Origin of the sequence: Hyphomonas sp. L-53-1-40 (assembly GCF_000682775.1) — a bacterium.
Taxonomy (GTDB): domain Bacteria; phylum Pseudomonadota; class Alphaproteobacteria; order Caulobacterales; family Hyphomonadaceae; genus Hyphomonas.
The window spans coordinates 15,256-40,383 of record NZ_AWFI01000018.1 but is presented as its reverse complement, the minus strand read 5'-3'; the positions used below and the strand labels follow the sequence as shown (position 1 = coordinate 40,383).

Annotated in this window: 25 protein-coding genes; 4 read left to right on the top strand and 21 right to left on the bottom strand. The window is 58.8% G+C overall.

Annotated features, from left to right (window positions below; genetic code table 11):
• Positions 1-2: 2 nt before the first annotated feature.
• The 8 genes from L53_RS13255 to L53_RS16860 form a co-directional block, all read right to left on the bottom strand.
• Positions 3-1,019 (bottom strand): type II secretion system F family protein, encoded by a 1,017-nt coding sequence (locus tag L53_RS13255; protein WP_034816733.1) that lies wholly within the window; start codon positions 1,017-1,019, stop codon positions 3-5.
• A 15-nt stretch (positions 1,020-1,034) separates the two neighbouring features.
• Positions 1,035-2,549, bottom strand: coding sequence for a CpaF family protein (locus tag L53_RS13250; protein WP_034816427.1), 1,515 nt, complete (start codon positions 2,547-2,549; stop codon positions 1,035-1,037).
• 19 nt (positions 2,550-2,568) lie between these two features.
• Positions 2,569-3,957, bottom strand: coding sequence for an AAA family ATPase (locus tag L53_RS13245; protein WP_034816424.1), 1,389 nt, complete (start codon positions 3,955-3,957; stop codon positions 2,569-2,571).
• A gap of 26 nt (positions 3,958-3,983) precedes the next feature.
• Positions 3,984-4,694, bottom strand: coding sequence for a CpaD family pilus assembly lipoprotein (locus tag L53_RS16540; protein ID WP_051607962.1), 711 nt, complete (start codon positions 4,692-4,694; stop codon positions 3,984-3,986).
• Positions 4,695-4,704: 10 nt separating this feature from the next.
• Positions 4,705-6,270: a type II and III secretion system protein family protein gene (locus tag L53_RS13235; protein WP_051607961.1), complete on the bottom strand. Its 1,566-nt coding sequence runs from the start codon at positions 6,268-6,270 to the stop codon at positions 4,705-4,707.
• A gap of 2 nt (positions 6,271-6,272) precedes the next feature.
• Positions 6,273-7,115: a Flp pilus assembly protein CpaB gene (cpaB, locus tag L53_RS13230; RefSeq protein ID WP_051607960.1), complete on the bottom strand. Its 843-nt coding sequence runs from the start codon at positions 7,113-7,115 to the stop codon at positions 6,273-6,275.
• Between the two features lie 100 nt (positions 7,116-7,215).
• Entirely contained in the window at positions 7,216-7,731 is a 516-nt protein-coding gene (locus L53_RS13225) for a prepilin peptidase (RefSeq protein ID WP_034816420.1), read from the bottom strand.
• 148 nt (positions 7,732-7,879) lie between these two features.
• A complete protein-coding gene (locus L53_RS16860; protein WP_084333459.1) occupies positions 7,880-8,041 on the bottom strand; it encodes a Flp family type IVb pilin in 162 nt (53 codons plus the stop codon).
• A gap of 306 nt (positions 8,042-8,347) precedes the next feature.
• On the opposite strand from L53_RS16860, the gene L53_RS13220 reads away from it, so the two are divergent.
• From L53_RS13220 to L53_RS13210, 3 genes are all read left to right on the top strand, one after another.
• Entirely contained in the window at positions 8,348-8,791 is a 444-nt protein-coding gene (locus L53_RS13220) for a pilus assembly protein N-terminal domain-containing protein (RefSeq protein ID WP_051607959.1), read from the top strand.
• 123 nt (positions 8,792-8,914) lie between these two features.
• Positions 8,915-9,472 (top strand): TadE/TadG family type IV pilus assembly protein, encoded by a 558-nt coding sequence (locus L53_RS13215; RefSeq protein ID WP_034816417.1) that lies wholly within the window; start codon positions 8,915-8,917, stop codon positions 9,470-9,472.
• A gap of 5 nt (positions 9,473-9,477) precedes the next feature.
• Positions 9,478-10,083, top strand: a complete 606-nt coding sequence (locus L53_RS13210; protein WP_233347828.1) for a TadE/TadG family type IV pilus assembly protein — start codon at positions 9,478-9,480, stop codon at positions 10,081-10,083.
• 13 nt (positions 10,084-10,096) lie between these two features.
• On the opposite strand, the gene L53_RS13205 is transcribed toward L53_RS13210, so the two are convergent.
• Positions 10,097-11,599 (bottom strand): MFS transporter, encoded by a 1,503-nt coding sequence (locus tag L53_RS13205; protein WP_051607957.1) that lies wholly within the window; start codon positions 11,597-11,599, stop codon positions 10,097-10,099.
• 92 nt (positions 11,600-11,691) lie between these two features.
• A complete protein-coding gene (gene murC / locus L53_RS13200; protein WP_034816718.1) occupies positions 11,692-13,116 on the bottom strand; it encodes a UDP-N-acetylmuramate--L-alanine ligase in 1,425 nt (474 codons plus the stop codon).
• A gap of 189 nt (positions 13,117-13,305) precedes the next feature.
• On the opposite strand from murC, the gene L53_RS13195 reads away from it, so the two are divergent.
• Positions 13,306-13,794: a DUF3291 domain-containing protein gene (locus tag L53_RS13195; RefSeq protein WP_034816414.1), complete on the top strand. Its 489-nt coding sequence runs from the start codon at positions 13,306-13,308 to the stop codon at positions 13,792-13,794.
• Here L53_RS13195 and murG read toward each other — a convergent pair.
• From murG to L53_RS13145, 11 genes are read right to left on the bottom strand one after another with little or no spacing between them, the layout of a single operon-like run.
• On the bottom strand, positions 13,791-14,888 hold the full coding sequence (murG, locus tag L53_RS13190; protein WP_034816410.1) for an undecaprenyldiphospho-muramoylpentapeptide beta-N-acetylglucosaminyltransferase: 1,098 nt from the start codon (positions 14,886-14,888) through the stop codon (positions 13,791-13,793). The two genes, L53_RS13195 and murG, sit on opposite strands and share 4 nt — an antisense overlap.
• Complete coding sequence (locus tag L53_RS13185) at positions 14,881-15,990, bottom strand: putative peptidoglycan glycosyltransferase FtsW (RefSeq protein ID WP_034816715.1); 1,110 nt, start codon at positions 15,988-15,990, stop codon at positions 14,881-14,883. The genes murG and L53_RS13185 overlap by 8 nt, the downstream gene beginning before the upstream one ends.
• 38 nt (positions 15,991-16,028) lie before the next feature.
• The gene (gene murD, locus L53_RS13180; protein ID WP_034816407.1) at positions 16,029-17,444 is read right to left on the bottom strand and encodes a UDP-N-acetylmuramoyl-L-alanine--D-glutamate ligase; all 1,416 of its coding nucleotides are present in this window, start codon (positions 17,442-17,444) and stop codon (positions 16,029-16,031) included.
• A gap of 10 nt (positions 17,445-17,454) precedes the next feature.
• On the bottom strand, positions 17,455-18,648 hold the full coding sequence (gene mraY, locus L53_RS13175; protein ID WP_034816405.1) for a phospho-N-acetylmuramoyl-pentapeptide-transferase: 1,194 nt from the start codon (positions 18,646-18,648) through the stop codon (positions 17,455-17,457).
• Positions 18,648-19,043, bottom strand: a complete 396-nt coding sequence (locus L53_RS17395; protein WP_233347824.1) for a hypothetical protein — start codon at positions 19,041-19,043, stop codon at positions 18,648-18,650. The genes mraY and L53_RS17395 overlap by 1 nt, the downstream gene beginning before the upstream one ends.
• 32 nt (positions 19,044-19,075) lie before the next feature.
• Positions 19,076-20,059: a UDP-N-acetylmuramoyl-tripeptide--D-alanyl-D-alanine ligase gene (gene murF, locus L53_RS13170; protein WP_233347822.1), complete on the bottom strand. Its 984-nt coding sequence runs from the start codon at positions 20,057-20,059 to the stop codon at positions 19,076-19,078.
• Entirely contained in the window at positions 20,056-21,495 is a 1,440-nt protein-coding gene (locus L53_RS13165; RefSeq protein ID WP_051607956.1) for a UDP-N-acetylmuramoyl-L-alanyl-D-glutamate--2,6-diaminopimelate ligase, read from the bottom strand. The genes murF and L53_RS13165 overlap by 4 nt, the downstream gene beginning before the upstream one ends.
• Complete coding sequence (locus L53_RS13160) at positions 21,492-23,120, bottom strand: penicillin-binding protein 2 (protein ID WP_034816402.1); 1,629 nt, start codon at positions 23,118-23,120, stop codon at positions 21,492-21,494. Before L53_RS13160 ends, L53_RS13165 begins: the two co-directional genes overlap by 4 nt.
• Positions 23,117-23,458, bottom strand: coding sequence for a septum formation initiator family protein (locus L53_RS13155; RefSeq protein WP_034816399.1), 342 nt, complete (start codon positions 23,456-23,458; stop codon positions 23,117-23,119). Before L53_RS13155 ends, L53_RS13160 begins: the two co-directional genes overlap by 4 nt.
• Positions 23,455-24,477 carry a 16S rRNA (cytosine(1402)-N(4))-methyltransferase RsmH gene (gene rsmH, locus L53_RS13150; protein WP_034816395.1) on the bottom strand — a complete coding sequence of 341 codons (1,023 nt, stop codon included), beginning with the start codon at positions 24,475-24,477 and terminating at the stop codon, positions 23,455-23,457. Before rsmH ends, L53_RS13155 begins: the two co-directional genes overlap by 4 nt.
• Complete coding sequence (locus tag L53_RS13145; RefSeq protein WP_051607955.1) at positions 24,477-24,989, bottom strand: division/cell wall cluster transcriptional repressor MraZ; 513 nt, start codon at positions 24,987-24,989, stop codon at positions 24,477-24,479. The genes rsmH and L53_RS13145 overlap by 1 nt, the downstream gene beginning before the upstream one ends.
• Positions 24,990-25,128: the final 139 nt, after the last annotated feature.

Here is a 25,128-nt window from a genome sequence, read left to right as displayed (position 1 = left end):
CCTTACAAATCGAAATTGATCATCTTGCGCATGACCAGAATGCCCATGGACATCATCACCACACCGATGGTTAGAAACAGATGACCCGTATCCGTCGTGAACAATTGCATGATGTACGCGGGTGTCGTCATGTAGACGAGAGAGCCCACGACAAAAGGCAAGGCCCCAATGATCATCGCTGACGCCTTGGCTTCAGACGACATGGCCTTGACCTTCTCGCGCATCATCTTGCGAGCACGAATGACGCTCGACAGGTTGCCCAGGGCCTCCGACAGGTTGCCCCCGGCCTTTGACTGGATCATCAGGACGATCATGAAAAAGTTTACTTCCTGAAGCGGCACGCGCTTGTAGAAATTGTTCAATGACCGCTCCAGCCCTGCCCCCATGGACAGGTTGTCAGTCAATATGGCGAACTCCGATCGCAGCGGCTCAGGTGACTCCTTGGAAATGATCCGAACGCACTCGTTCAGCGGCAGACCGGATTTCACACCCCGCACAATGATGTCCAGCGCATCGGCAAACTGGTTGATCATCTTCTTGTTGCGCCCATTGGTAGCCATACCGAGCAGGATCCGTGGCAAGCCGACGGCCCCGAAGAAGAAGGCGCCTCCGACCAGCGCTGGCCGACTCTTGAACGAGATGCCACTGATCACGAGCCCGTCGAAGCCGAGAATATAGACTGTGCCGCCGAGCGCCATGCCGAGCACAAGTGAGAAAATCCAGAAGGCGGAGACAGGCACATCCAGCCCTGCCTGCGTCAGGCGAGAGCTGAGATTCTGTGGACGAATGGACTTGCGACGCTCCTTGTCCTGCTTGCGCATCGTATCCAGCATTTCCTGGGTTTTCTGACGACGCTTCGCATTTTCGTCCATTGCCTTGTCGCGCTTGCTCGCGCCGGACCCACCCGTGCCAATCGCCTTGGCCCGCTTGCGCGCGGCGTCGGATTTGTCACCGGTCAAGGCGATGCCAAGACCAGCAATTGTCAGAAAAGCGAGCCCGCCGATGACGTAGATCAACATGTTTGCGTCCATGCGTCAGGACCCCAATGCATCGAGCGCTGTGGCGAGGTCACGCTCCATATTGTAATAGGACGCACGCTCCCAGAAGCGCGGGCGGCCAACGCCTGTGCCTCTATGCGTGCCGAGCACCTTACCGTCTGCGTCTTCGCCATCGATCTCGTATTTCAGGACATCCTGAAGTACGATCGTCTCACCTTCCAGACCCATGACTTCGGTAATGTTCATGATACGACGTGAGCCGTCCCGCAGGCGAGATGCCTGAACGACCACGTCGATTGAACCAACAATCATTTCACGGATTGTTTTGGCTGGCAGCGAAAAGCCACCCATCGTAATCATGGATTCAACACGGCTGAGGGCTTCGCGCGGGCTGTTCGCGTGCAGCGTACCCATCGAGCCGTCATGGCCGGTGTTCATGGCCTGCAACAGATCGAAGGCTTCGGGTCCACGCACCTCGCCCACAATGATCCGCTCAGGACGCATACGCAGACAGTTCTTGACCAGTTCGCGCATCGTGATCTCGCCGGAGCCTTCAATATTGGGCGGACGGGTCTCGAGGCGTACCACATGCGGCTGCTGCAACTGAAGTTCCGCCGAGTCTTCGCATGTAATCACGCGCTCGGTCGGATCGATGAAACCGGTCAGACAGTTCAACAGCGTTGTCTTCCCGGAACCGGTACCGCCCGAGATCAGGATGTTACAGCGCGAATGTCCGATGATACGCAGAAGTTCTGCGCCTGGCTCTGAAATAGACCCGAAGTTCACAAGGTCCTGCAGGCGCAACTTATCCTTTTTGAACTTACGAATTGTGAGCGTTGGTCCATCAATCGCCAATGGCGGGGCAATCACGTTCACACGCGAGCCGTCCAGAAGGCGGGCGTCACAGATCGGGGACGAGTCATCTACGCGGCGGCCGACCTGGCTCACAATGCGCTGGCAGATATTCATCAGCTGAGCATTGTCACGAAACCGGATATTGGTCCGCTCAATCTTGCCGTTGACCTCGATATAGGTCGTATCGGCACCGTTCACCATGATATCGGCGATATCATCGCGGGCCAGCAATGGCTCCAACGGGCCGTATCCCAGAACATCATTACAAATGTCGTCGAGCAATTGTTCCTGCTCGGAAATTGACATCACAACATTCTTGATGCTGATAATTTCCACGACGATATCGCGAATCTCTTCGCGCGCGCTTTCGGCATCCAGCTGAGCGAGTTGCGACAAGTCAATCGTGTCGATCAGCGCGTTGAAGATGGTCATCTTCGTCGCATAATACTGGTCAGACTGCTGGTTCACCTTGCGAACAGGTTCCGGCTTGGCTTCCGGCGTCTGCACGCGTACGGGCTTGGAACCACCCGCCGATGGAGATTTCGGCGCACCCTTTACGGGCACCGGGTCGGGCACAGGTGGCTTTTTTGGCGTCGGCGCCGGCTTCGGCTTCGCTTCAGCGATCGGGGCCGGCTTTGGGGCTGGCGCTGGTGCTGTCAGTTGCGCGCTTGAGGCAGGTCGTTTTCCAAAGGCCATATGAAATTCCCCCTAGGGGTCACTTTCCCAGCAATTTCTTAAGGAACGACTTCTCTTGGAGCACCACCGCCCGTCCTGTCAGCGTAGACGCCAGATGGTCGATGGCCTGCGCCGACTTGGACGCCGGATCCGTTTCAGAGATCATCTGACCGTTATTCGCTGCCGTACCGAAAAGTTCAGGATCGAAAGGCAGGATAACATCTGGCTCTACACCAATAGCGGCCGCAAAATCCTTGACCGGGATTTCCGGTCGCTTTGGCACTCCGCTCATATTCAGGACGAGGCGCGGTGGGTGGTCGTTCGGCCGCTTCGCCTTGAGCTGGTCAATCATGTTTTTGCCATTCCGAAGCGATGCAAGATCTGGCTGACAGACTACAATTACTTCATCGGATCCAATCAATGTGCTGAGCATCCAGCTTGACCACATGTGTGGCAAGTCAAGCACCAGATAGGGCACATTGCGCCGTACACCCTCGATCACAGTCGTGTAGGCTTCGTCCGGAATATCCATGATCTGGTTGATCGTGGCGGGCGCTGTAAACAAGGACAGTCGGTCTGTCGGCTTGGCCAGCAAACGTTCAATAACGGATTCGTCGGCGCGCTCCGGTGCGAGCAGCGCATCAGCCACTGTCTGAGGCGTTTCCTGATTGAAGTCCAGAGCCGTCGTTCCGAAGGAAAGGTCCAGGTCCACGAGCGTGGTATTGACCTTGACGTTTTCAGCAAGCGCCCAAGACAAATTGTGCGCGATTGTCGAGGCCCCTACTCCGCCCTTTGCACCCACAACAGAGATCTGCTTCCCGACGAATGGCGAGTCAGGGTTGACGAACAACTCACCGATTGAACGGATGATCTGCAAGGGCTGGAACGGCGGCACCAGATACTCACTGACGCCGCGGGCAATCAGCTGTCGATACAGCATGATATCGTTGACGGCGCCGATCACCATGACTTTGACAGTCTCGTCACAATGCTCAGCAAGCGCATCGATTTCACGAACAACCTGACCAGCCGATTCCGACGATTCAATCATCAGCAGATTGGGAGTCGGATTCTCACTCATATACGCGATTGCGGCGGGAATGCCGCCGGGGATGCATTCGACCGTAGCCCGCCCCATACGCCGATCTTGCGCGCTGACTTCCAGCAGGCCGCGTGTCTCTTCACGTTCATAGAACAGTTTGATGGATATGGCTGGCAACATGACGTCGCCACCGCTTGGCTCTGAATGCCCCAGGCCATGCGTATCATTGTCTGCAATCAGGCCCATGGGCGCGCCTTCGGCCACAGCCTGGTCCACGCTGTCGTCAACCTCATCGAGGTCGATATCAGACGGTGTGTGGTCGGACATCGAATCTTCGGAAAAGACGTCCTCGAAATCGTCGTCGAACAATGCGTTTTCGTTTGACATTATCTACTAAGTCCTTCTCGTCCCCACTAGTTGCCGACCGCAGTCGACACAGAACCTGACTCGGCATCGCTCCGCTCGGCGCCGGTTGACTCGCCCTCGCGGAACTTTCCAAGGATTGTGCTTCGGCGTACGGGATCGCCCTCATCCAAAGCGCGCTGGCCCAGCAAGTCGCCGGGATCCGATATCATTGCCGCAAGATTGGTTCGGATTGAGCAGCCAAGAGTAGGCAACTCATTGTTGGATGAAATGTCTGCCATGTTCAGGGAGGCGAGCGACGGGCAATCCGGCGCAATCGCATCATAGGCCTGATAAGCAAGGATCATCGGTTCCGACACAGTCGATTCTGCACCATGGCTGCTGCCCGAGATCTCTTCGTACTCCACGCCATTTTCCCACGCGATTTCGCGGGCTTCAGCAACGGCGGATACCGCGAGCTGGGGATTGGATGACGATTCCGGCAGCGACATGATCAGCGGGCCGTGGCCAACCGATCGGTAACTGGCCACAAAGTTCTGGATGCGAGCTTTGTCACTCAGGCTCAGCTGGCTGGCCTCTGGGTGAATGTCGATCTCAAGAAATTCAGTGCGTTTTGCAACAGTAATTGGATTGCGATCAAGCGGCGTACCCTGAAGATATGATGCCGGCACGGCAGTCGGTGCCGCGCTGGAACAGCCCGTCACGGTCAGGGCGCCGAGCGCCGCGGCCAGAGCAAGAGGTGAAGTCAATAGCCTGGTCATCCTGGGTCCCCTACTCCTCAATAAATCCAACGGGTGCACGATAGTCGGAAGCATCTACCTTTGCGCCGTTCTTGCCATATTGCTCATTGATCTTTCCGAAGAAGATGGTCTTGGCGTCCGACGCATTTGCGAAGCCATCTGCCGGTGTCCGCAACTGATCCTTGGACGTTGGATCCACCAGATACGGAGTGACGATCACGACCAGTTCGGTCTCTTCCTGAATGAAGTCACGTGATTGGAACAAAGCCCCAAGGATCGGCAACTTCTTCAGGCCTGGAACTTGGTCAAGGCTCTGACGTGACCGTGTCTGGATGAGACCTGCCATCATCATGGAGCCGCCGGACGGAAGTTCAATCGTCGATTCAGCGCGCCGCACTGACAAGGCTGGTAGCGTCACGCCCTCCACTGTCACAACATTGCCGGAATCATCAATCGTCGTTGTGCTGGTTCCCTGAAAGGCACCTTCTGACGAGAGCTCTGATACTTCAGTCGACACTTTCAGCGAAATGCGCCCTTCTGACAGCACGACCGGCGTGAAGCCAAGGCCAACACCATAGGGTTTGAACTCGACGGTAATGCGTCCGTTATTGTCCTGGCCGACAGGAACCGGGAATTCACCCCCGGCAAGGAATTTCGCAGCTTCGCCAGACATGGCGACAATATTCGGTTCGGCCAGCGTGCGCACGACGCCAATCCGCTCCAATGCATTGATTTCGGCCCCGATACTGGATTGCAAATCCGTACCGACATAGTTTTGGTAACCAATTGTGCCACCGAAGCCCCCAAGGCTCTGTCCCTGAACCGGATAGCTCAGTGAGCTGCCGATATCGCCATTGAAAGAATATGGCAGGCCCGGCGCAAGCGCGGTGGTCCCGGAATCCACCGGCACACCGCTTCCATTATCCACAAACAGCTGCCGCTCCACCAACGCAGCCAGATCTCCGAAACCCGGCGATCCGGTCAAATTGATGCCCAACTGCTTGACGGCGTTGCGCTGCATCTCGACGATGCGCACTTCCAGAAGTACCTGGTCTTTCGCAGCAATGCTGATCATGTTGATGACTTGCGTGTTTTCGCCAGCCTGCACATAGGCAGAGACGAGACGCTCAACAGCATTGGATGCGCTCAAACTGTCCGCCGAACCAGTCAGAACAACGCTACCATTCATGCCCTCAATGCGCACACGGGCGCCGGGCACATGGCGTGCCACGAGCTGCTCCAGCGATGCCATGTCCATCTCGACCCCGATTTCGAGATTGAGGATCTGGTTGCCGGCACTGTCGAATACGAACGCATTGGTCTGTCCAAAGCTCACGCCCCGGAAGATGATACGTTTCGCTGTCTGCACGACCGCGTCGGCAATGTCTGGATTGGTGATGACGACATCGGCGGCCGGAGTGTCGAGTTCGACAATCATCGACTTGTTCAGGCCGAGTGTGACCTGTTGGCTGTATTCCGATTGACCCGGATGCGTGATCCGTGTCCCGAAACTATCTGATTGGGCTTGCGCCACCGGAACGAGCGCAATGGCTGATGCCAACGCTGCAAAACCCGGTAAAATCCTGGACAATTTCATACTCAGCTTCCCCCCGGGCCGGCATTTGATGCTTTGCCGTTCCGATAAATCAGAATGCCACCATTGCTGTTGCCGCCATTCTCAAGCATGTCGATCCGCGCTGCCCGGTCATAGCTATCCCCAACATCCGACCAGGGACGCAGGGACAGCGAAAGCGCGCCTTTGCGCTGCGAAAGCGCAATCAGTTCGGCTTCCTTGCTATCCACTTCCAACGTGGCCGTATTGCCCACTTGAGAGGCGCCGCCTTCATCATATGTCAGGTAGACCTGATCGATCGCCAGTACACGCACGTTCTGAATAATGGTTTCGGTGGCAGTCTGCGGCACCATTTCGCCATTCATCTGCATCGTGGCTTGATATGTCAGGATCACATCCACCCGATCATTCGGCAAAATAAAGCCGCCGGATGCCGATTCTGTAGATATTTCGACGGACATGGCGCGCATGCCGGGTTCAATCAGCGCCGCCATCGTGCCCGTATCACCCTTCTTCACCAGCTTGCGAGGCAGGATCGGCTCATTCTCGAATATGGGCACCCGCACGACACTGCCGGCCAGCTCCTCTATCGCCTCCGGTGAATCGGTCTCCGTGCGATAGCCAGCAACGATACTCTTTTCCGGCCAGTCCGCCCATTCCAGATCATCCACGGTCACGAGGTCGCCGATGTCCAGGTCACGGCGTGCAACAAGCACTTTCGTCTCGGACACTTCGCGCGTTTCGACCACGGTCTGCTGCTCAGTCTGGATCGTCGGCGCAGGTGCCTGCGCGAGATTGCGGACAAGGAAAGCCGCCGCAATTGCGGCAACCGCAGCGCCGATCAGGATGATTAGACGAATTGGCGACATGAGGCCCCACTCCTCTGGAAACAAGACTCCGCGGACGGCCCTGAACGATTCAGAGTGGTCCGGTCAAAGGCGACCTTTTCACAAGGCCACTAAAGCATCGTTAACTGAAAAGACTGATCCGGCTTAATACATCGGTAAGAAATGGCGACTGGGGACCGGCGGCAAAAACACCCGCAGCAATCGCGACTCCGTAGGGAACGCCCGCCTTTTCCTCGAAAGGGGCGCGGACAGCTCCCGGAACCACTTCAGCCGGCATGGTCTTGCGAACCAGAATGATGAGGATGGCGCATGCTCCACCCGCTACAGCCATCACGAACAGGAATGTGATGCTGGCACTCGGCCCGACCCAAAGCATCACGGCAGGGATCATCTTGGCGTCCCCTCCCCCAACGATATTGAACGCGAACAAGCCGAACGCGATCAGGAAGGCACACAAGGCAGCAATAAGGTGTCCCCCGATGATTTCCATCGGAACGCCTGAAACGAACGCTGCTGGCACGAACAACACTGCGAGCGTCACGTTCAACCAGTTCGGAATCGTCAGGCGATTCACATCGTGAAGCGCTGCAAAAACGCACAAGGCCAGGAACAGGCCGGCAATCATGGCCAGGATCATTGAGGGCTTCCTTCAAGTCTGTTGCGGAGCATGCTGACCCAAAAGTTTGAAGGAAGTTTTTATGCCTCGCCGCATGAACGCAAAAAAGAAGCCGCCAGGTTTCCCCCGGCGGCTCCATTTGTATAGCAAGACTAAATAAGTCTTGGTCTTAGGCTGCGTTCATGTCGTCGGCAACGCCCTGGAACTTTTCGTTCACAGAATTACCGAGGGCGGTAGCACCGCCGATGATAGCAACAGCGATAAGCGCAGCGATCAGACCGTATTCAATAGCCGTAGCGCCGGACTCGTCTTTCAGAAAACGTGCAAACATTGGAAACTCCCATCATGCAATTGTTATTGCCCCGGCAATAATCCTCTACCCGGAACATGACTGACACTACCGGTTCATTCTCAATATCGCGTGAAAGAAAACAGAAAATCCGTGAAGGCAAAACAGGGTTTCGTTTACCTTCTTAGTGCCCGCAAATATTGGGCTTTTGGTGATTCGGAAATTTTCGGTCCAGTCCCATATAATGACTAGAACAGCGAAATCTGGTCGTCGTGGGTACGCTATTAGGAAACGTGCAACCTTATTGGAAGAATGTGCGCGGGCTGAATTAAGTCTGGAGACAGCAAGATGAATCTGTTCGCGAAAATCTGCACACTGCCGGTTGCCGCTGCGCTTGTATCCCAAATCGCAGTCGCGGGCCCTCTGTCGGTAGAGGTGAACAAAACCATACCGGTTCACTTGCGCAGTGCAGCTGCCAGCGTCGTCCTGGGCAATCAGACAATCGCAGACGTTGCGGTCCATGATGAGAAGCTCATCTTCATTACAGGCAAGACGTTTGGCACCACCAATTTGCTGATTTTCGACAAATCTGGCCGCCAGATCTATTCCACGGACATCCTTGTTGTCGCGAATGAAGCGAATGTGGTGACGATCAACCGGTCAGGATCCAACTATACATATGACTGTGCACCTACCTGCCGCTCAACCCTCAGCGTTGGCGATGCTCCGGAGCACTTCGAACAGTATATCGATCAGCAAACGGGCGTGAAGGCACTGTCCGACAGCAATTGATTGACGGTTCGTACCGTTTCTCTGACCCGAATACATAAAATTCGACAGATTCGCGAAACTGGCTGATCACCCACATCTGATAGACACCTCACCTGATCAAATGGGTCTGTGTGGGTGACGACAATGACATTACAACTTGGCATTCTTGCGCCACGACTGCGCAGCAAGTTCAAGGCATGGTGTGAAAACCGGCGCGGTGCGACCGCCGTCGAGTTTGCGCTCGTATCCGTCCCTTTCTTCTTCCTGATCTTCGGCCTGCTGGAAATCTGCCTGATATTCATCATGTCCACAGTACTCGAACATGCGTTGGCGGAAGCCTCCAGAAAGATCCGTACCGGACAGGCCCAGGACAACAGCTTCACAAAAGTCGAGTTCCGGAACGAAGTCTGCTCAAAGTTCTACAATCTGCTCAATTGCGATGATCGCCTCTATATTGACGTGCGCTCGCTCGACAAGTTCAGCCTCGCCGACCTGACCACGCCGTTGGCCGGTGACGGTGAAATTGATGATACCGACTTCAAATATGATCCCGGCTCGGCCAATGATATTGTGGCTGTGCGTGTCTATTATGAGTGGTCCCTCATGACCCCGTGGGTATCGACCCCTTTGTCCAACCTTCCAAACAATCGCCACCTGCTTCAGGCCAATGCGGTGTTCCGCAACGAGCCTTTCGGAGATTGATGACCATGACCAAGAAATCCCTGCTCTCTCGACTCAATCCCCGTCTCAAATGGCGCGGTGTGCGCGGCATTCGCTATAATGAGGAAGGTGTCTCTGCGGTCGAATTTGCGTTGATCGCACCGATCCTGATTTTCATCTATCTGGGCGCGGTCGAGCTGAGCCTGCTGATGCGGGTGGATCGCCGCGTCACATCAACCACGGCGAGCCTTGGCGACCTGACCGCACGTCTCGCAACGGTGACCGACGAAGACATGGAAGAAATGTTTGCCGCCGCAGAAGTCATGATGCAGCCATATGAGGCACAGAGCGCCACCATGCGGATCACCAGCATCGTCGACAGTGGAGACGGCAAGGCCGTTGTCGCATGGTCAGACGCCTACAAGATGACCGCCTATTCCAAAGGCGCGACGGTCACGGTCCCAAGCGGGATCATCTCGTCGCCAGGATCGATCATCTTGTCCGAAGTCGTCTATGAGTATGACAGCAAGATTGGTGGCTTCCTCAACACAACGATGACGATCGACGATGAATTCTATCTCCGTCCTCGCCGTGTCGACGCAATTGCCCGCGTGACCCTCGGAACAGGCGATTCTTTCGGCCCGACCAGCTAGGGTCCCCTGCCCTCTATTCAGCAGGGGTCTTGGACACTTTCACGGTTGTCAGTACCGCAAAGCCGCAAAAGAACAGAAGCGCGATGGCAGACATGCCGACTCGCTGGCTGTTCGACCATGTCGTGAACAATTCGATCAGCAAGGGCCCGATCCAGACAGTGACGGTGCCCGCAATCGCATAAAGCCCGAAGAACTCCCCCCGCATATGCGTTGGTGCAATGTGGACCAGCATCGACCGGCTCGACGAAATGTTCGCCGTGGCGAACACGCCGATCAGCGCCCCGTTCAGCAGGTAGGTGACGTCAGACAGGCTGGAGAAAACGGGTGCCTGCCACAGTTCGCGGTTCTCGATCAGGCCGAACAGGATGGAATCCCGCGTCACGGACAAGCCAAAGAACAAGATGATGACGATTGCCATCAGCTCCATCAGGAGCGCATTCTTCGGGCCGAGCTTTGAGTCGAACCAGCCGCCCGCCACACCGCCAATCGCCGCCCAGATCGAGGCCCAGATTGCGTAGACGGTCAGCTCGACAATGCCCCAGCCGAGGAACAGGCTGACATAGACGGCCGCCAGTGCCAGCAGGGCGAACATGCCATCGGCATAAATGGTACGCGCAATCAGGAATTTGAACGCTTCCCGATATTCAGCTGCCTTGCGCACTGTGCGGATAACCCCCGCAGCCCCTTCTTTGACCGATGGGAAAAACGGGGTCCCCTTCACACCCGTATCTTTGGCGTAAAGGAAAAACGGAACGATCATCACGGCCAGCCATACCGCGCAGATCGGTCCGGCAATGCGGAAATGCTGGTACCGTGCGGTATCAATACCGAACAGAGGCTCCGCGAATGGCCAGTTCAGCATATCCGGCAGGGCAAACATGAAGACGATTGCCACGAACAACAGCGTCGCCGCCGCATTGCCGAGTGCCAAACCAAAGCCCGACACGGCCGGGAGGGCGCTTGGCCGGGCGGCGTCGGGAAGCATGGAGTTATGCGTCACCTCACTGAATGTGTAGGTGACATAGGCTGCGATGAGGATGGCGATGATTGTGCCGGTGGAAAATCCGGATTCGCCAGGCACGGCCCACCAGAGCAGGAAGCTGAGCACAGACAGGACACCGAGGAACAGGATCAGGAGCGGCTTGCGCCTCAGGCCCCGGTCGAATGCCGCACCAAGGAAGGGGGCCGTCAGCGCCGCAATCGCGCCCGCCCATTTCGACAGGGACGCCACCACGGCCTGTCCTTTCGCACCAGCAACCTGCCGAGCGGTTTCCGGGTCCATCCCCTCCAGCTCTCCGCTGGCCAATATGTCCGCGCCAATGATGTCGCGGGCGAAATAGGGCGCAAACACATAGATGATGATGAGGATGTAATAGGGATTGCGCGCCCATTCGAACCAGGCCCACGCAAAGCCCGTTTTGCCGAGCGCTCCGCCCTCCCCGGCCGTGTGCGCGCCTTGCGCAGCTACGATTGCAGCTTCTTCGTCCTGGCCGGGCGAAATGGATGTCTCGGTCATGCGGTATCCTCCCAAGTGCCGCTTGCCGGCATCTGTCGACTAGCGTGCACATTCGGAAAGAAAGTGAAAGCGGTTTTGCCGCTGTCGCAACGTCAGGCCGACAGCTTTTCCGCCAATTCGGCCGCGTACTTGGTGATGTCCCCCGCGCCGAGACAAACCACCATCGCGCCGGGCTCAGCCAAGGCTTTCAATGTCTCTGGCAATGCCTCCATGGACGGGATCGTTGCAGCACCGCGATGGCCATTGCGGACTATGCTGGCGACGAGGGTCTCATGGTTGAACCCGTCAATCGGGCTCTCGCCCGCTTCATAGACCGGCGCGACCAACACATGGTCAGCCTGGTCGAAACAGCGGGAGAAATCCTCGAACAGGTCGCGCAGACGTGTATAGCGATGCGGTTGGCAAACCGCGATCAGCTGGCCTTGCCCCTGCATGGCGCGGGCAGCCTTCAATACGGCCGAAATCTCTACCGGGTGATGACCATAATCATCAATAATGCGGACGGGCGGCTTGCCTTCGACCGGCACCCATTCCCCGACCTGTGTGAAGCGGCGCTTCACCCCGCCAAATTGCCCCATCGAGGTCCGGATCTGATCGTCTGTGGCGCCTAGCTCCAGCGCGACGGCAACGGCGGCCAGCGCATTCTGGACATTGTGCTCGCCCGCCATCGGCAGGGTCAGGTCCGTGATCATCCGCGGCTGAGCAGAGCCCGGACGGCGCAACGCGACATCGAAATGCGCGCCGGACAGGTCGGTTTTCAGATTGATGGCGCGGACATCGGCCTGGCGGTTGAAGCCATAGGTGATGCGGCGCCGGTCCGTCACGCGGGCCGCAAGTCCCTGCACTTCAGGATGGTCCGTGCACAGGACGGCAAAGCCATAGAAAGGCAAATTCTCGACAAAAGTATCAAACGCCTCGCGCAATTTCTCCATGGAGCCGTAATGGTCCATGTGTTCGGCGTCGATATTGGTTACCACGGCGCAGGTTGGGTGCAGCTTGGCAAAGGTGCCGTCGCTTTCATCGCTTTCCACCACCATCCAGTCGCTCTCGCCTGCCTTGTAGTTTGACCCATAGGCATGGATGATCCCGCCATTGATGACCGTCGGGTCGATATTCGCGCCGTCCAGCAGCGCCGCGACCATCGACGTCGTCGTCGTCTTGCCATGCGTGCCCGCGATGCAGACTGTGTATTTCAGGCGCGTGATCTCGGCCAGCATGTTGGCCCGACGCACGACCGGAATGCCTGTGGCGCGGGCCGCATCAACCTCTGGATTGCCAGACTTGATCGCGGTGGAGATAATGACCGTACCGGCTCCTTCCACATTCTCGGCGGCGTGCCCGATGAAGATCTTCGCGCCCCGCTCGCGCAGGCGCTGGATATTGTCGGACTCGCGTATGTCAGAGCCCTGCACCTGGTAGCCCATCGTGATCATGACATCGGCGATGCCAGACATGCCGATGCCGCCAATGCCGACAATATGCGCGGGACCAAGATCAAACGGAGTGGGAGAAGTCATGCAGGATCGTCCAAATGAGGAAACGGGAACGCCTAGCGATACCGTGACGCGGGAGCGCGAAGCAAGGACTGCTTGCGCATGACGCATTCATGAAATCCGAGGCGTTTTTCTTGAATGGGCATCGTGCGATCCCAAAATGACTGTAATGAGGCACAATTCGGGTGCTTCGTAGCGAGGGGAACCGCACTCATGAACATGCATCTGGCCCAGCTCAATGTCGGCCATCTCGTCGCGCCGACCGATGATCCGCGCGTGAAGGATTTCATGGACAATCTCGATCTCATCAACGGGATCGGCAAATCCATGCCCGGCTTCGTCTGGATGATGGAAGGATCGGGTGAGCCCGGCCAGGGCAATACGGAAGCCAAGATCGATGGCGATCCGCAATTCGTTGCCAATCTGACCGTCTGGGAAGACGTACAAAGCCTCGAAACCTTTGTCTGGGGCACGATCCACCGGAAATTCTACGAACGCCGCGCTGAATGGTTCGAGATGATGCGCGAGATGCATTTCGTCATGTGGTGGGTGCCAGAGGGCCACGAGCCGACACTGGACGAAGCACTGGAACGACTGACCCGCCGCCAGCAAGATGGCGACACGGATGAAGCCTTCGGATGGGAATGGCTGCGTGAAGCCGAATTGCACAAGACGCACGCCTGCGCGCCCCGTGTAGCCTAAAGCTCAGCGACTCGTTCGGCCATGTCTGCCAGCTCTTTGGCGGCGTTGACCTTGGCAGACGCCTTGGCTGCGGCCGCCCGTGCGCGCAGATCGTCGGCATCCTGCAGGCGGGCCGTGATCAGCGCGCCGAGCAATTGCGGATAGAGATTGCTCTCCAGCACCATGTCGGCGGCGCCAATCTCCGTCAGGGCCTCGGCATTGGCCGCCTGATGATCATCCATGGCAATTGCCAGCGGAATAAGAATGGACGGGCGGCCAACCGCGGCAATTTCCGATACTGTGCCGGCGCCAGACCGCGCGATGACGAGGTGCGCCTGTGACAGCTTCTGCGGCATGTCAGAGAAGAACGGCGACAACTCGGCTTCAATCTTCACACGCCGATACATGTTATCGACAAAGGCATACTGTTCCTGACGCACCTGCTGGATAACGCGAAGCCGCGCCTGCAGCGGCGGCGGCACGAAATCGACAATCGCCGTCGGGATCGTTTCACCGATGATCTTGGACCCCTGACTTCCGCCCGTAATCAGGATGGTCAGCAAATCGTCCGTGGAGGGATAGGGATCCTCCCGCCGCGCCAGGATAGCCTCACGCACCGGATTGCCCACGGCCAGATGCGCGCTCCAGGAGGGCAGCCTGTCGAGCCGTTCAAACCCGCTGGCCACCAATTTGGCCTGCCGGGCAAAGCGCCGGTTCACCCGACCGAGCACCGCATTCTGCTCATGAATAATGATCGGCACCTTCATGCGGCGCGCCGCAGCCAGCGCCGGAAAGGCCGGATAACCACCAAAGCCCGCGATCAGGCTGGGCCGGGTTTCCCGGATCAGGGTTTTCGCACGGGATATGCCCGCATTGATCTTCATGGCCGTCGCCGGCAGGGTCCACGGCTTACGGAGATTGGGGGAAGACGCCTGGATCTGTTCCAGCCAGTCGGCCGGAAAGTCCTTGGCATATTTTGCGCCGCGCTTGTCAGAGATCAGGCCAACCTTCCAGCCTCTTGCAATCATCTCGTCTGCAAAGGCTCTGGCGGGGAACATGTGCCCCCCTGTGCCACCTGCTGCGATGACGACAAGCTTGTCTCTGTCTTCAGCCATACCGGCCCCTTGTGCGCGTACCTTGTCCGCGCACAAGTGCCAGCGCAAGGCCCAGTGTCAATCCCGTCCCGATCATGGACGAGCCACCATAGGACACAAATGGCAGTGTCATGCCCTTTGGCGGGATAAGGGCCAGATTTACGGCAATGTTTATGGCAGCCTGAAGGCCGAATAGCGTGAAGAGTCCGGCAGCCGCAGCGCGCGCATAGCCATCTTCCACACGTGAACTGGCACGGAAGCCCCGCAGGATCAGCAATACGAAAACCGCCATCAGCATCAGCGCCGCGATCAAGCCAAACTCCTCGACCATGACCGCATAGATGAAATCAGTGTGCGCGTCCGGCAGATGGATCTTCACTTGCCCCTCCCCGGGGCCGACACCGAACAATCCCCCCCGGCCGATGGCTTCGGCGGCACGGTCAATCTGGTACGTATCGGCAGAGTCTGGATTGATGAAGCTGTTCACTCGGTAGCGGACATGCGGCAGCAAGGCATAAAGCGACGCCGACAAGCTGACCCCGCCAACCGCGAACCCTGCCGCCCATCTCCACGGCAGGCCACTGACATAGAAGGTCACGACGAAGGCCGCACTCAGCAACACCGACTGTCCGACATCCGGTTGCAACAATAACAGGCCGAGCGTGACCGCATAGAACAGGAAGGCAATGATCGCCCAAGGTCCGGTCGGATACATCTCCCGCTGCGCCAGCAACCAACCGCTCAGGACAATCAAGGCAGGCTTCACCATCTCGCTCGGCTGCAGGGAAAACCCGGCAAACCGCAACCAGCGCTGCGCGCCCTTGGCTTCGTGTCCCCAAACGAGAATGAAGAACATCAGGGCAAGGCTGACGATAAAGACCAGCGTTGCAAATCGCCGCGCCCAGGTCCGGTCCAGCATGCTGACCACCACCATGATGGTCGCGCCCAAACCGGCAAAGCAGACCTGACGGAACACAAAGAAGTATTCATCCGAATAGCCAATCCGCGCCGCCGCAGTCGGCCCCGCCGCAAGCGACATGAGCAAGCCAATGGCAATCAGGAAAAACGCACCGCCGAAGAGCCCCCAATCGAGCGTCCGCCGCCACTCGGTCAGCCAGGACATGTCCGAGCGTGCGAGCAATGGGGCGGATGCTACGTAGGTCAAGCCAACTCCTTCAACTCCTGCGGCATCATTGACTGGACGATGCTCCGGAAAACATCTCCGCGATGTTCAAAGTCGCGGAACTGGTCGAAACTTGCACAGGCAGGTGAAAGAAGAATGACCGGATTTTCGTCTCCGACCACTTTTGCATCACGAAATGCAGCCTGAACTGCATTTTCGAGCGTGCCGCATGTTTGCAAGGCCACCTTGCCCTTCAGCGTTGCGGCGAAGGTTTCTTCGGAGTCACCGATCAGATAGGCCTTGGTGATGTTCGGGAACAGCGGTGCCAATGGCTGGATGCCCTCAGCCTTCGAAACACCGCCTGCAATCCAGTATGCTTTCTTGTAGGCCTTCAACGCCTGTTCGGCGGCTTCGGCATTGGTCGCCTTGGAGTCGTTTACAAATCTCACGCCATCGACCTCTCCGACCATTTCAAGCCGGTGAGCAAGGCCAGGGAAGGTGCGAATACCATCCATGATCGTTTGCGGGTCCAACCCCAACGCCCGACAGGCGGCATAGGCGGCTGCGGCGTTCTGATGATTGTGGCGCCCTGGCAGCGCCAGGCAATCGCTCAGGTTTCCGATGAACTGGGCCTGACCGCTATTGCTGTCATAAAGTCGTCCGTCTACGGCGCTGACGCCCCGACCAAGCGCATAGGTGGATGAGGCCTGCACCACACGGGCCGGACCATTTGCGGACAATCCGATCGCGATGGACTGGGTGATCACATCGTCAAAGCCAATGATTGCAACATCTTTCTCGGTCTGGTTCTGGAAGATGCGCATTTTCGCAGCCTGGTACCCGTCCATGCCGCCATGACGGTCCAGATGATCCGGCGTGATGTTCAGCAGCACGGCGACGTCGCAATGCAGGCTCTTCACCAGATCCAGCTGGTAGGAAGAGAGCTCCAACACATAGGTTGCGTTAGCGTGCAGCGGGGCAAGGTCCAGCACGCCCGTGCCGATATTGCCCCCGATGCGCGCATCGCGGCCTGCATGTTTCAGGATATGTCCGATCAACGCGGTTGTGGTCGACTTCCCGTTCGTGCCGGTGATGGCCACGATCTTCGGACGGCCACGCTCTGGCAGGGCCTGCACAGCGCGCGCGAACAATTCCATGTCGCCGACGACCGGCACATTGGTCATTTCCGCCATCCGCACAATGCGATGCGGCTGAGGGAATTTGTATGGCACGCCGGGGGAAAGGACGAGCGCGGCAAAGGTCTGCCAGTCGCGCTTGTTGATGTCTGACAGGGTCAGGCCAGCGGCCTCTGCCTTGGCACGGGTCTCTTCATTGTCATCCCACGCATGAACACGCGCGCCGCCAGCCTTGAGGGCCTTGGCAGCCGAGAGGCCTGTCCGGCCAAGGCCGAACACTGCAACATCTCTTCCAGCATATTCAGTAATCGGAATCATGGGTCTCGGCTTACCTCAGCTTCAGCGTTGCGAGGCCCGCGAGGGCGAACAGGACGGACAGGATCCAGAAGCGCGCGACAACGCGCGTTTCTGGCCAGTTTTTCTTCTGGAAGTGGTGGTGCAGCGGCGCCATGAGGAAGATGCGCTTGCCCTCCCCCGTCAGCTTGCGGGTGACCTTGAACCAGCCAACCTGCATCATCACGGACACCGCTTCCATCACGAACAGGCCGCCGATGATAACCAGCGCAAATTCGTGCTTGGCCGCCACCGCAACGACACCCAGCATTCCCCCAAGTCCAAGCGAGCCGGTGTCACCCATGAACACCTTGGCCGGATAGGCATTGTACCAGAGAAAGCCCATGCCCGCGCCGATCATGGAGGCGAGCAACACGGTCAGCTCTCCGGTGCCCGGCGTGAACTGGATGCCGAGATAGTCGGCGAAGACGAAGTTACCTGTCAGGTAGGCAATCAGGGCATAGGAGGCAGCCGCGAAACTCATCGGCACAATGGCCAGGCCATCCAGCCCATCGGTGAAGTTCACCGCATTCGCGCTGCCGACAACCACGATCATGCCAAACAGGATGAAGAAGCCGCCAAGCGGGAAGAAATAATCATTTACGAAGGGCACAGCTACGCCGCCGGAAAAGGCCGGGTCAGCAGGCTCAACGCTTGTTTCGGGTGCCAGGCTGGCGATGGTCTCAGCCAATCCGTTCAGCGGCCCCCATTCAGCATGACCCGCTGGCGTATGCGCGCCGTGCAGACCCATGATGAACGCACAGGCGATCGCCGCTATGCCAAAGCCGGCGAGCAGGCGCACGCTCGCCGGAACGCCATCCGCGCTCTGCTTGGAAACTTTGGCGAGATCATCCAGGAAGCCAAGAACGGCGTAAGACAGTGTCACGAACAGTGTGACCCAGATGTATGGGTTCGTTAGGTTGCCCCAGAGCAAGACGCCGACCACCAGGCCCAGCCAGATCAGGAAACCGCCCATCGTCGGCGTGCCCTGCTTCGACAGCTGCGCCTCCAGCGACAAGTCGCGGATCGGCTGGCCCTTGCCCTGCCGGGCACGGAGGAAGTTGATGATTGCGTCTCCGAACAGGACGGTCACAAGGAACGCCGTCACCACGGCCGCGCCGGACCGGAATGTGATATAGTTCAGAACGTTAAATATACCGCTGTCTGCGGCCAGCCATTCGTATAGCATCACCCAACCTCTGCGGCGCCTTCTGCCCCGCGTTCCATCTTACCCATTGCCGAGTCGCTCCATTGGCGAATTCGGTCAGCTAGTTTCGCCATCCCGGACGCATTCGACCCCTTGATCAAGAGCACATCTCCATCTCGGAGTGCATTTTGCAGAGGATTCCACAGCTCTTCCCAATTGCGAGTCCACGTCTGCTCCAACTGAGGCGGAAGTGCGTCGGAAAGATGAGTCATTTTGTCGCCCGCCAGGAAAATGGCAGCTGGTCCAGTATCCGCCACCGGACCCGCAAGCGCGGCATGTTCAGCATCCGACGTTTCGCCAATTTCGAGCATTTCGCCGAGCACGATCAGGCGTCGTCCACTGCCGCGACGGGATAGGGCAGCCAAAGAGGCCTTCATGCTCGCCGGGTTTGCATTGTAGGCATCATCGATCAGCGTAATGTGTCCGCCCTGCGGCAGGGTGAGCTGTTCGGCTGTCCCCCGACCGGGAGGTGGCGTGTAGCCGGAAAGTGCCTCGGCGCATTCCTCGACGCCAGAACCGCCGCTGCCGCATTCATGGCCCAATGCTCACCAACGGCATTGATGGTAACAAGCACCGGCTTGCCGACAATGTCGAGCTGGATCCGGCTCTCATTGCCGTCTGTCTCATACCCGACGATACGCGCCGTCGCATTGGCGCTCCGGCCAAAACTCTCGAGATTTCCAGTCGGGCAGAAACGCCGCGCGCGTCCGGCAAGATAGTCAAAGAATTCGTCATCCGCAGGCAGGATAAAGGTCCCACCGGCCTCCATGCCGGTAAAGATATCTGCCTTCTCATGCGCAACGGCGCTGAGAGAGCCAAGCCCCTCAAGATGCGCCCCCGCAATACAGGTCACTATGCCGGTATGCGGACGAACCATCTGGCTGCGCGGCGCGATCTCGCCAAGAGTTGACATGCCAATCTCGAAAACGGCGCGCGTGGTGTCTTCCGGCATGCGCGCCAGAGTCAGCGGCACCCCCCAATGATTGTTGAAACTCTTCACATTCCAGTGCGCCGGGCCGAAGGCGCGATAGATTTGTGCCAGCATTTCCTTGACGCTGGTCTTGCCGGCTGAACCGGTCACGGCCGTGCGATGCGCGCCACAGCGGACCCGCGCGGCCACACCCATCTGCTCCAGCGCTTCCTGCACATCATCCACAACGAGTTGAGGTCCCTGCCCGACCTGACGCGACACGAGTGCGCCCGCCGCGCCCGCAGCAAAGGCCGCCTCGACGAAATCATGCCCATCGCGCTGGTCCGTCAGCGCCACGAACAGGTCGCCCGGCTTCAGGCTGCGTGTGTCGATCGACACTGACCCCGTCACAGAGAACGGATCCGTCGCCCTGCCACCCGTAATGAGCGCGATATCGGAAGAGATCCAGAGCGGCGCGTTCATCCGGCGCCGCCTTTCAGCGCATCCAGCGCCGTGTCCTGATCTGAGAACGGGATGACATCCACGCCAATGATCTGGCCGGTCTCGTGGCCCTTGCCAGCGATCACCAGCGTGTCGCCTTTTTTCAGTTCGGCGATAATCGTCCGGATGGCCTCTCCGCGATCACCAATCTCGCGCGCATTCGGCGCCATTTCAAGAATGGCATGTCGGATCATGTCCGGGTCTTCAGAACGCGGGTTGTCGTCGGTGACGATCACATCGTCGGCCTGACGCGTCGCGATCTCCCCCATCAGGGGTCGCTTCTTGGCATCGCGGTCACCGCCGCATCCGAAGATGACTTTCAGACGCCCAGCTGTGTGCGGACGAACGGCGCGGAGCAGAACGTCGAGCCCGTCCGGTGTATGGGCATAGTCGACAAATACGCCGGCGCCAGCTTCGGTCTTGCCGACCAGTTCGAGTCGTCCCTTAACGGGCTTCAGCTTGGACAGGCCGTCCATGACCGCGTCGACGTCCATGCCCAGCGACAAGCAGATCGCCGCCGCCGCCAGCGCATTCAACGCCTGGAACTCGCCGATCAGGGGTAGCTCGAAAGGCTTCAACTCGACATCGCGCCAGAACAGGTTGAGCACCTGTCCGGTCGCGCGTGGCATGATTTCGTCGATCCAGAGATCCTCGCCGCGCCAGCCGAAGGACACGACCTGCAGGCCATGATCGGTTGCTGCCTTCTCGAAGACCTCACGATGGTCGCTGTCGGCGTTCACGATCGCTGGCATGCCCTGTCCGCCAAAGTCGCGGAACAGGCGCAGTTTGGCGTCGAGGTATTCTTCCATCGTGGCGTGATAGTCGAGATGGTCCTGGGTAAAGTTCAGGAAAGCAACAGCCGACAAGTCCACACCATCAAGGCGATGTTGCTCCAGGCCGTGGCTGGACGCCTCCATCGCACAATGTGTGACCCCTTGCCCGGCCAGTTCGTGGAGGGTCTCGTGAATGGTAACCGGATCAGGTGTCGTATGACCGACATCAATCTTGCCCTTCGGGCCAATGGCACCAAGCGTGCCCATCGAGGCAGCCGACAGGTTTGCATTCGCCCAGATCTGGCGACAGAAATCCACCGTCGAGGATTTGCCATTCGTACCTGTCACGGCAGCGATCGTTTTCGGCTGCGCGACATGGAAGCGCTTCGCGGCGAGGGCCAGCGCGCGGCGCGGCTCATCCGCGATCACATGCGCAGCACCATCTACCGCAACGCCGCCTTCGGACAGGATCGCCGCAGCGCCTTTTTCGATTGCCTGCGGAATATAGTCCCGACCATCCGATACGGTGCCTTTCAGCGCCGCGAACAGATAGCCCGGCGCTACCCGGCGGCTGTCAGCCGTCATGCCTTTGATTTCGATGTCTCCCTGCTCGACGAGCGGGAACAGGTCTTTCAGTTTGGTCACAAGGAACTCCTCTTCTCCTGGCCGGAGCGGAGGGCTGCGCCCGCCGGGCGAATATCCTCGAACCGTGGCGCAAGACCCAGAAGCGGCGCGACACGTTCTATCATTCGTCCCGCCGCCGGAGCCGCATTGTAGGCCGCCGTGGCGCCAGCCCCTGATCCGGCCTTCGGATCATCGAGGGTCACGATCAGGGCATATTGGGGGCGATCATAGGGAAAGACAGCCGCAAAGCTCGTGACATTGTGGTCATCATCGTAGCCGCCAAGGATCGGCTTCTCCGCCGTGCCGGTTTTTCCCGCAACGCGATACCCGGCAACTTCGGCATTCTTGCCGGTGCCGGTGACGACCGCTTCGCGCATCATGACGTTCACCATTTCAGCCGTCAGAGCAGACATCACTCTCACAGGCGCGGGGCGATCCCGATTGTTCATGATCAGGGTCGGCTGAACCCGCTCACCCCCATTCGCAAAGGTCGAAAAGGCAGCCAGGAAAGACATGGGCGATACAGCAATGCCGTGCCCATAGGACACGGTTGCAGAATAGAGATCGTCAAACCGCTCGGGCAGGATTGGCGCTGAGCTGCCCGCCAGTTCGATCTTCACCCGCTCCATCAGACCGGCGCGGATCAGGAAGTCCTGCTGGCGCCGCGGCCCCAGTTTCTCATTGATCCGGACCGTGCCGATATTGGAGCTCTGGGAGATGATGTGCGTGATGTCGGCATCACCATGGAATGGGTGATCATCTTCAATCCGGAAACCGCGAATTTCCAGCGGGCGGCGCACATCAAACAATTCGGTCGGATGCACCACGCCGGCTTCGAGCGCAGCGGCGACCGTGAAGGGCTTGAAGATGGATCCGAGTTCGTAGACCGCCCCGGTCGCACGATTGAGGCGGGACGGATCCGACATCGGAATATCAACTGACCGGTTCGGGTCAAATGGTGGCCAGCTGGCCATGGCGCGCACTTCGCCGGTTTGCGCATCCAGCAGGATCGCGGCGCCGCCTTCAGCTTCATGCTCGGCAGCGGCGATTGACAGCTCAGCCTCGACCGCTGCCTGCACGCCATTATCGATAGTCAGGCGGACCGGCTCTCCACCGGCGGCCAGACGTTCATTCTGGCTATACTCAATGCCGCCTGCGCCGAGGCCGTCCACATTCGTGTAGCCCAGCAAATGTCCGGCCAAGGTACCGCGTGGATAGGCCCGGCGGCTCTCTTCCTCGAAACGTAACCCTTCAAGGCCCAGGTCAAACACGGCTTTGCGCTGGCGTGGGGTCAGGCCGCGCTCTACCCAGACAAACTCACGGGTCTGATCTGACAGGCGCCGGGTCATCTCCGCCACGTCGAGATCCGGCAGGACCGTCGCGAGCGCTTCGGACACTTCGCCGCCATCCCAGATCAGTTTCGGATTGGCGACAAGCGAGTAGGCGGAGACGGATGTGGCGAGCAGTTCGCCATTGCGATCAACAATATCGGCCCGCACGATACGCTCGGCCTTCTGACCTGCCGCATGCGCAGGTGCCGTCCCGCCCGCAAGGGACAGGTAGCCGGCCTTGCCAGCCAGAACGACAAACAGCGCACTGACCGCGAGGCCAGCGAGCCGTGTCCGGTTCCGGGAGGCTTCGCTCACTCGGGCGCCTCCCCGTTCTCGGTGGATACGGGCGCGTTGACGCTCAGGCTGTTGGGCTTGCCAACCAGTGCATCCAGATCCCCCTCGGAGGCCATCTGCTCTGGCTTGGGCGGCGCCATGCCCAATTCGGTGCGGGCATATTCCTCAATCCATTCGCGGCGGCTCATATGCGACAGCTCGGTTTCCAGCAGCGCCTTTTCCTGGCGCGCCTCCTCGATCTGCGCCTCAACCGCCATCAGCTCAGCCGCGGTGTCCTTGGCGCCATATTTGGCACGATAGAGGCTGACAATCAGCAGGCCGACAACGACCAATCCAAACAGAAATGCGCGGCGGCTCATAGGGCATCCTCCAGGTCTGACAGGGGCGGCAGATTCATGCCGTCGCTGGCCTCTTCCTCAATGGCAGGCGCACTGGTCCGGATCGCGGCCCGCAACTTGGCGGAGCGTGCGCGCGGATTGCCTTCAACTTCGTTATCAGACGGCAGAACCGCCTTGGAAACAGCCAGCTCGAACGTGGAGTCGGGGCCTTTTTGCGCAACCGGCAAATGACGCGACCCGCCGCCCATCTTGCCGGCACGGTTCTTCAACCACTGTTTCACCATACGGTCTTCCAGCGAGTGGAAGGCCACGATCACGAGACGGCCGCCCGGACGCAGCAGGCGTTCGGCAGCGTGCAGCGCACGGGCCAACTCTCCCAGCTCATCATTCACATACATGCGGATAGCCTGAAACGTCAGCGTCGCCGGGTGAATACGCGCGCCCTTGCGCCCGCCCACGGCCTTTTCAACCGCATCGGCCAGTTCGGTGGTTGTCTCGAACGGCGTGTCATCACGGTGCAGCACAATCGCCCGGGCAATCCGGCGTGCCTGGCGCTCTTCGCCAAGACGGAAGATGATGTTCGCGAGGTCGCGCTCACTCATCATATTGACCACATCCGCCGCCGTTGGGCCTGTATCGCCCATGCGCATGTCCAGTGGACCATGCTTCATGAAGGAAAAGCCGCGCTCGGCCTGGTCAATCTGGAAACTGGAAACACCGATGTCGAGCACAACGCCGTCAACATGTTCATATCCCGCCGCGCGGACGATGTCGTCCATTTCGCCGAAGCGACCGAGCAAGGGTACGAGGCGTTCCGTCTTTTCCGCCATCTTCCGGGCGCGCTCAATGGCATCCACATCGCGATCAATGCCAATCAGGGTGCATTTGGAAGACCCAAGTATGGCGCGGCTATAACCGCCGCCGCCAAATGTGCCATCCACAATGACCTCGCCATGCTTGGGCGCCAGCCATTCGAGTACTTCATCCAGCATGACCGGCTTGTGGCCAGGGTCGGGAGCGAGGGGCGCGTCCTGTGTCATCAGCTGTCGCCCCCATCCACGAGCTTCAGGGCGGCATTCCCCGAGGCCTGCTGGTGCAGCACTTCGGAATAGGCATGCCCGAGCGCTTCCAGCGTGTCTTCTTTCGCGGCCTCGGTCGCCATGGCGTCGAAATGCTCGGCATGGCGATCCGGGTTCCATATCTGGAAACTGTCCATATTGCCCGCGAATTTGACGCGATCGGTCAGGTTTGCCGCCTTCATCAACTCGTCAGACAGTTTGATGCGGCCGGTATCGTCCATCTTCAGGTCGGCAGAGCCTGCGATGATGCGTGTGACCAGGGCCTTGCGGGCGGGGGAGTGCGGGGCGAGCCGGGTCAGCGTCGCCCGATACATTGCCATCAGGGCCTCACCGCCGCCTTCCAGACAACCGGATCCGTCGAGCGCCGACCAGAGGAAAATCCGGTTTCCACCGCCCAGCGCAGCGCGAAAGGAAGCGGGTATGGAAACCCGACCTTTTGCATCAATAGCGCTTTCATAGGTGGAAACGAACACCCGCCAACCCTGACTTTGTCTGCCTAAACCCCGCATGGGTAAACCATGTCTTAACGTGGAGTATCATGGGACAGTATGGGCCTCAATGGGCGCTGTGGATGAATCGAAATATCCACATCCGTAAACCACCGGAACAAAG

What these genes read in the sequence shown, in the direction of transcription:
- L53_RS13255 (WP_034816733.1), bottom strand. Translation starts at nt 1,019, where the DNA reads ATGTTGATCTACGTCATCGGCGGGCTCGCTTTTCTGACAATTGCTGGT.
- L53_RS13250 (WP_034816427.1), bottom strand. Translation starts at nt 2,549, where the DNA reads ATGGCCTTTGGAAAACGACCTGCCTCAAGCGCGCAACTGACAGCACCA.
- L53_RS13245 (WP_034816424.1), bottom strand. Translation starts at nt 3,957, where the DNA reads ATGTCAAACGAAAACGCATTGTTCGACGACGATTTCGAGGACGTCTTT.
- L53_RS16540 (WP_051607962.1), bottom strand. Translation starts at nt 4,694, where the DNA reads ATGACCAGGCTATTGACTTCACCTCTTGCTCTGGCCGCGGCGCTCGGC.
- L53_RS13235 (WP_051607961.1), bottom strand. Translation starts at nt 6,270, where the DNA reads ATGAAATTGTCCAGGATTTTACCGGGTTTTGCAGCGTTGGCATCAGCC.
- cpaB (WP_051607960.1), bottom strand. Translation starts at nt 7,115, where the DNA reads ATGTCGCCAATTCGTCTAATCATCCTGATCGGCGCTGCGGTTGCCGCA.
- L53_RS13225 (WP_034816420.1), bottom strand. Translation starts at nt 7,731, where the DNA reads ATGATCCTGGCCATGATTGCCGGCCTGTTCCTGGCCTTGTGCGTTTTT.
- L53_RS16860 (WP_084333459.1), bottom strand. Translation starts at nt 8,041, where the DNA reads ATGTTTGCACGTTTTCTGAAAGACGAGTCCGGCGCTACGGCTATTGAA.
- L53_RS13220 (WP_051607959.1), top strand. Translation starts at nt 8,348, where the DNA reads ATGAATCTGTTCGCGAAAATCTGCACACTGCCGGTTGCCGCTGCGCTT.
- L53_RS13215 (WP_034816417.1), top strand. Translation starts at nt 8,915, where the DNA reads ATGACATTACAACTTGGCATTCTTGCGCCACGACTGCGCAGCAAGTTC.
- L53_RS13210 (WP_233347828.1), top strand. Translation starts at nt 9,478, where the DNA reads ATGACCAAGAAATCCCTGCTCTCTCGACTCAATCCCCGTCTCAAATGG.
- L53_RS13205 (WP_051607957.1), bottom strand. Translation starts at nt 11,599, where the DNA reads ATGACCGAGACATCCATTTCGCCCGGCCAGGACGAAGAAGCTGCAATC.
- murC (WP_034816718.1), bottom strand. Translation starts at nt 13,116, where the DNA reads ATGACTTCTCCCACTCCGTTTGATCTTGGTCCCGCGCATATTGTCGGC.
- L53_RS13195 (WP_034816414.1), top strand. Translation starts at nt 13,306, where the DNA reads ATGAACATGCATCTGGCCCAGCTCAATGTCGGCCATCTCGTCGCGCCG.
- murG (WP_034816410.1), bottom strand. Translation starts at nt 14,888, where the DNA reads ATGGCTGAAGACAGAGACAAGCTTGTCGTCATCGCAGCAGGTGGCACA.
- L53_RS13185 (WP_034816715.1), bottom strand. Translation starts at nt 15,990, where the DNA reads ATGTCCTGGCTGACCGAGTGGCGGCGGACGCTCGATTGGGGGCTCTTC.
- murD (WP_034816407.1), bottom strand. Translation starts at nt 17,444, where the DNA reads ATGATTCCGATTACTGAATATGCTGGAAGAGATGTTGCAGTGTTCGGC.
- mraY (WP_034816405.1), bottom strand. Translation starts at nt 18,648, where the DNA reads ATGCTATACGAATGGCTGGCCGCAGACAGCGGTATATTTAACGTTCTG.
- L53_RS17395 (WP_233347824.1), bottom strand. Translation starts at nt 19,043, where the DNA reads ATGAAGGCCTCTTTGGCTGCCCTATCCCGTCGCGGCAGTGGACGACGC.
- murF (WP_233347822.1), bottom strand. Translation starts at nt 20,059, where the DNA reads ATGAACGCGCCGCTCTGGATCTCTTCCGATATCGCGCTCATTACGGGT.
- L53_RS13155 (WP_034816399.1), bottom strand. Translation starts at nt 23,458, where the DNA reads ATGAGCCGCCGCGCATTTCTGTTTGGATTGGTCGTTGTCGGCCTGCTG.
- rsmH (WP_034816395.1), bottom strand. Translation starts at nt 24,477, where the DNA reads ATGACACAGGACGCGCCCCTCGCTCCCGACCCTGGCCACAAGCCGGTC.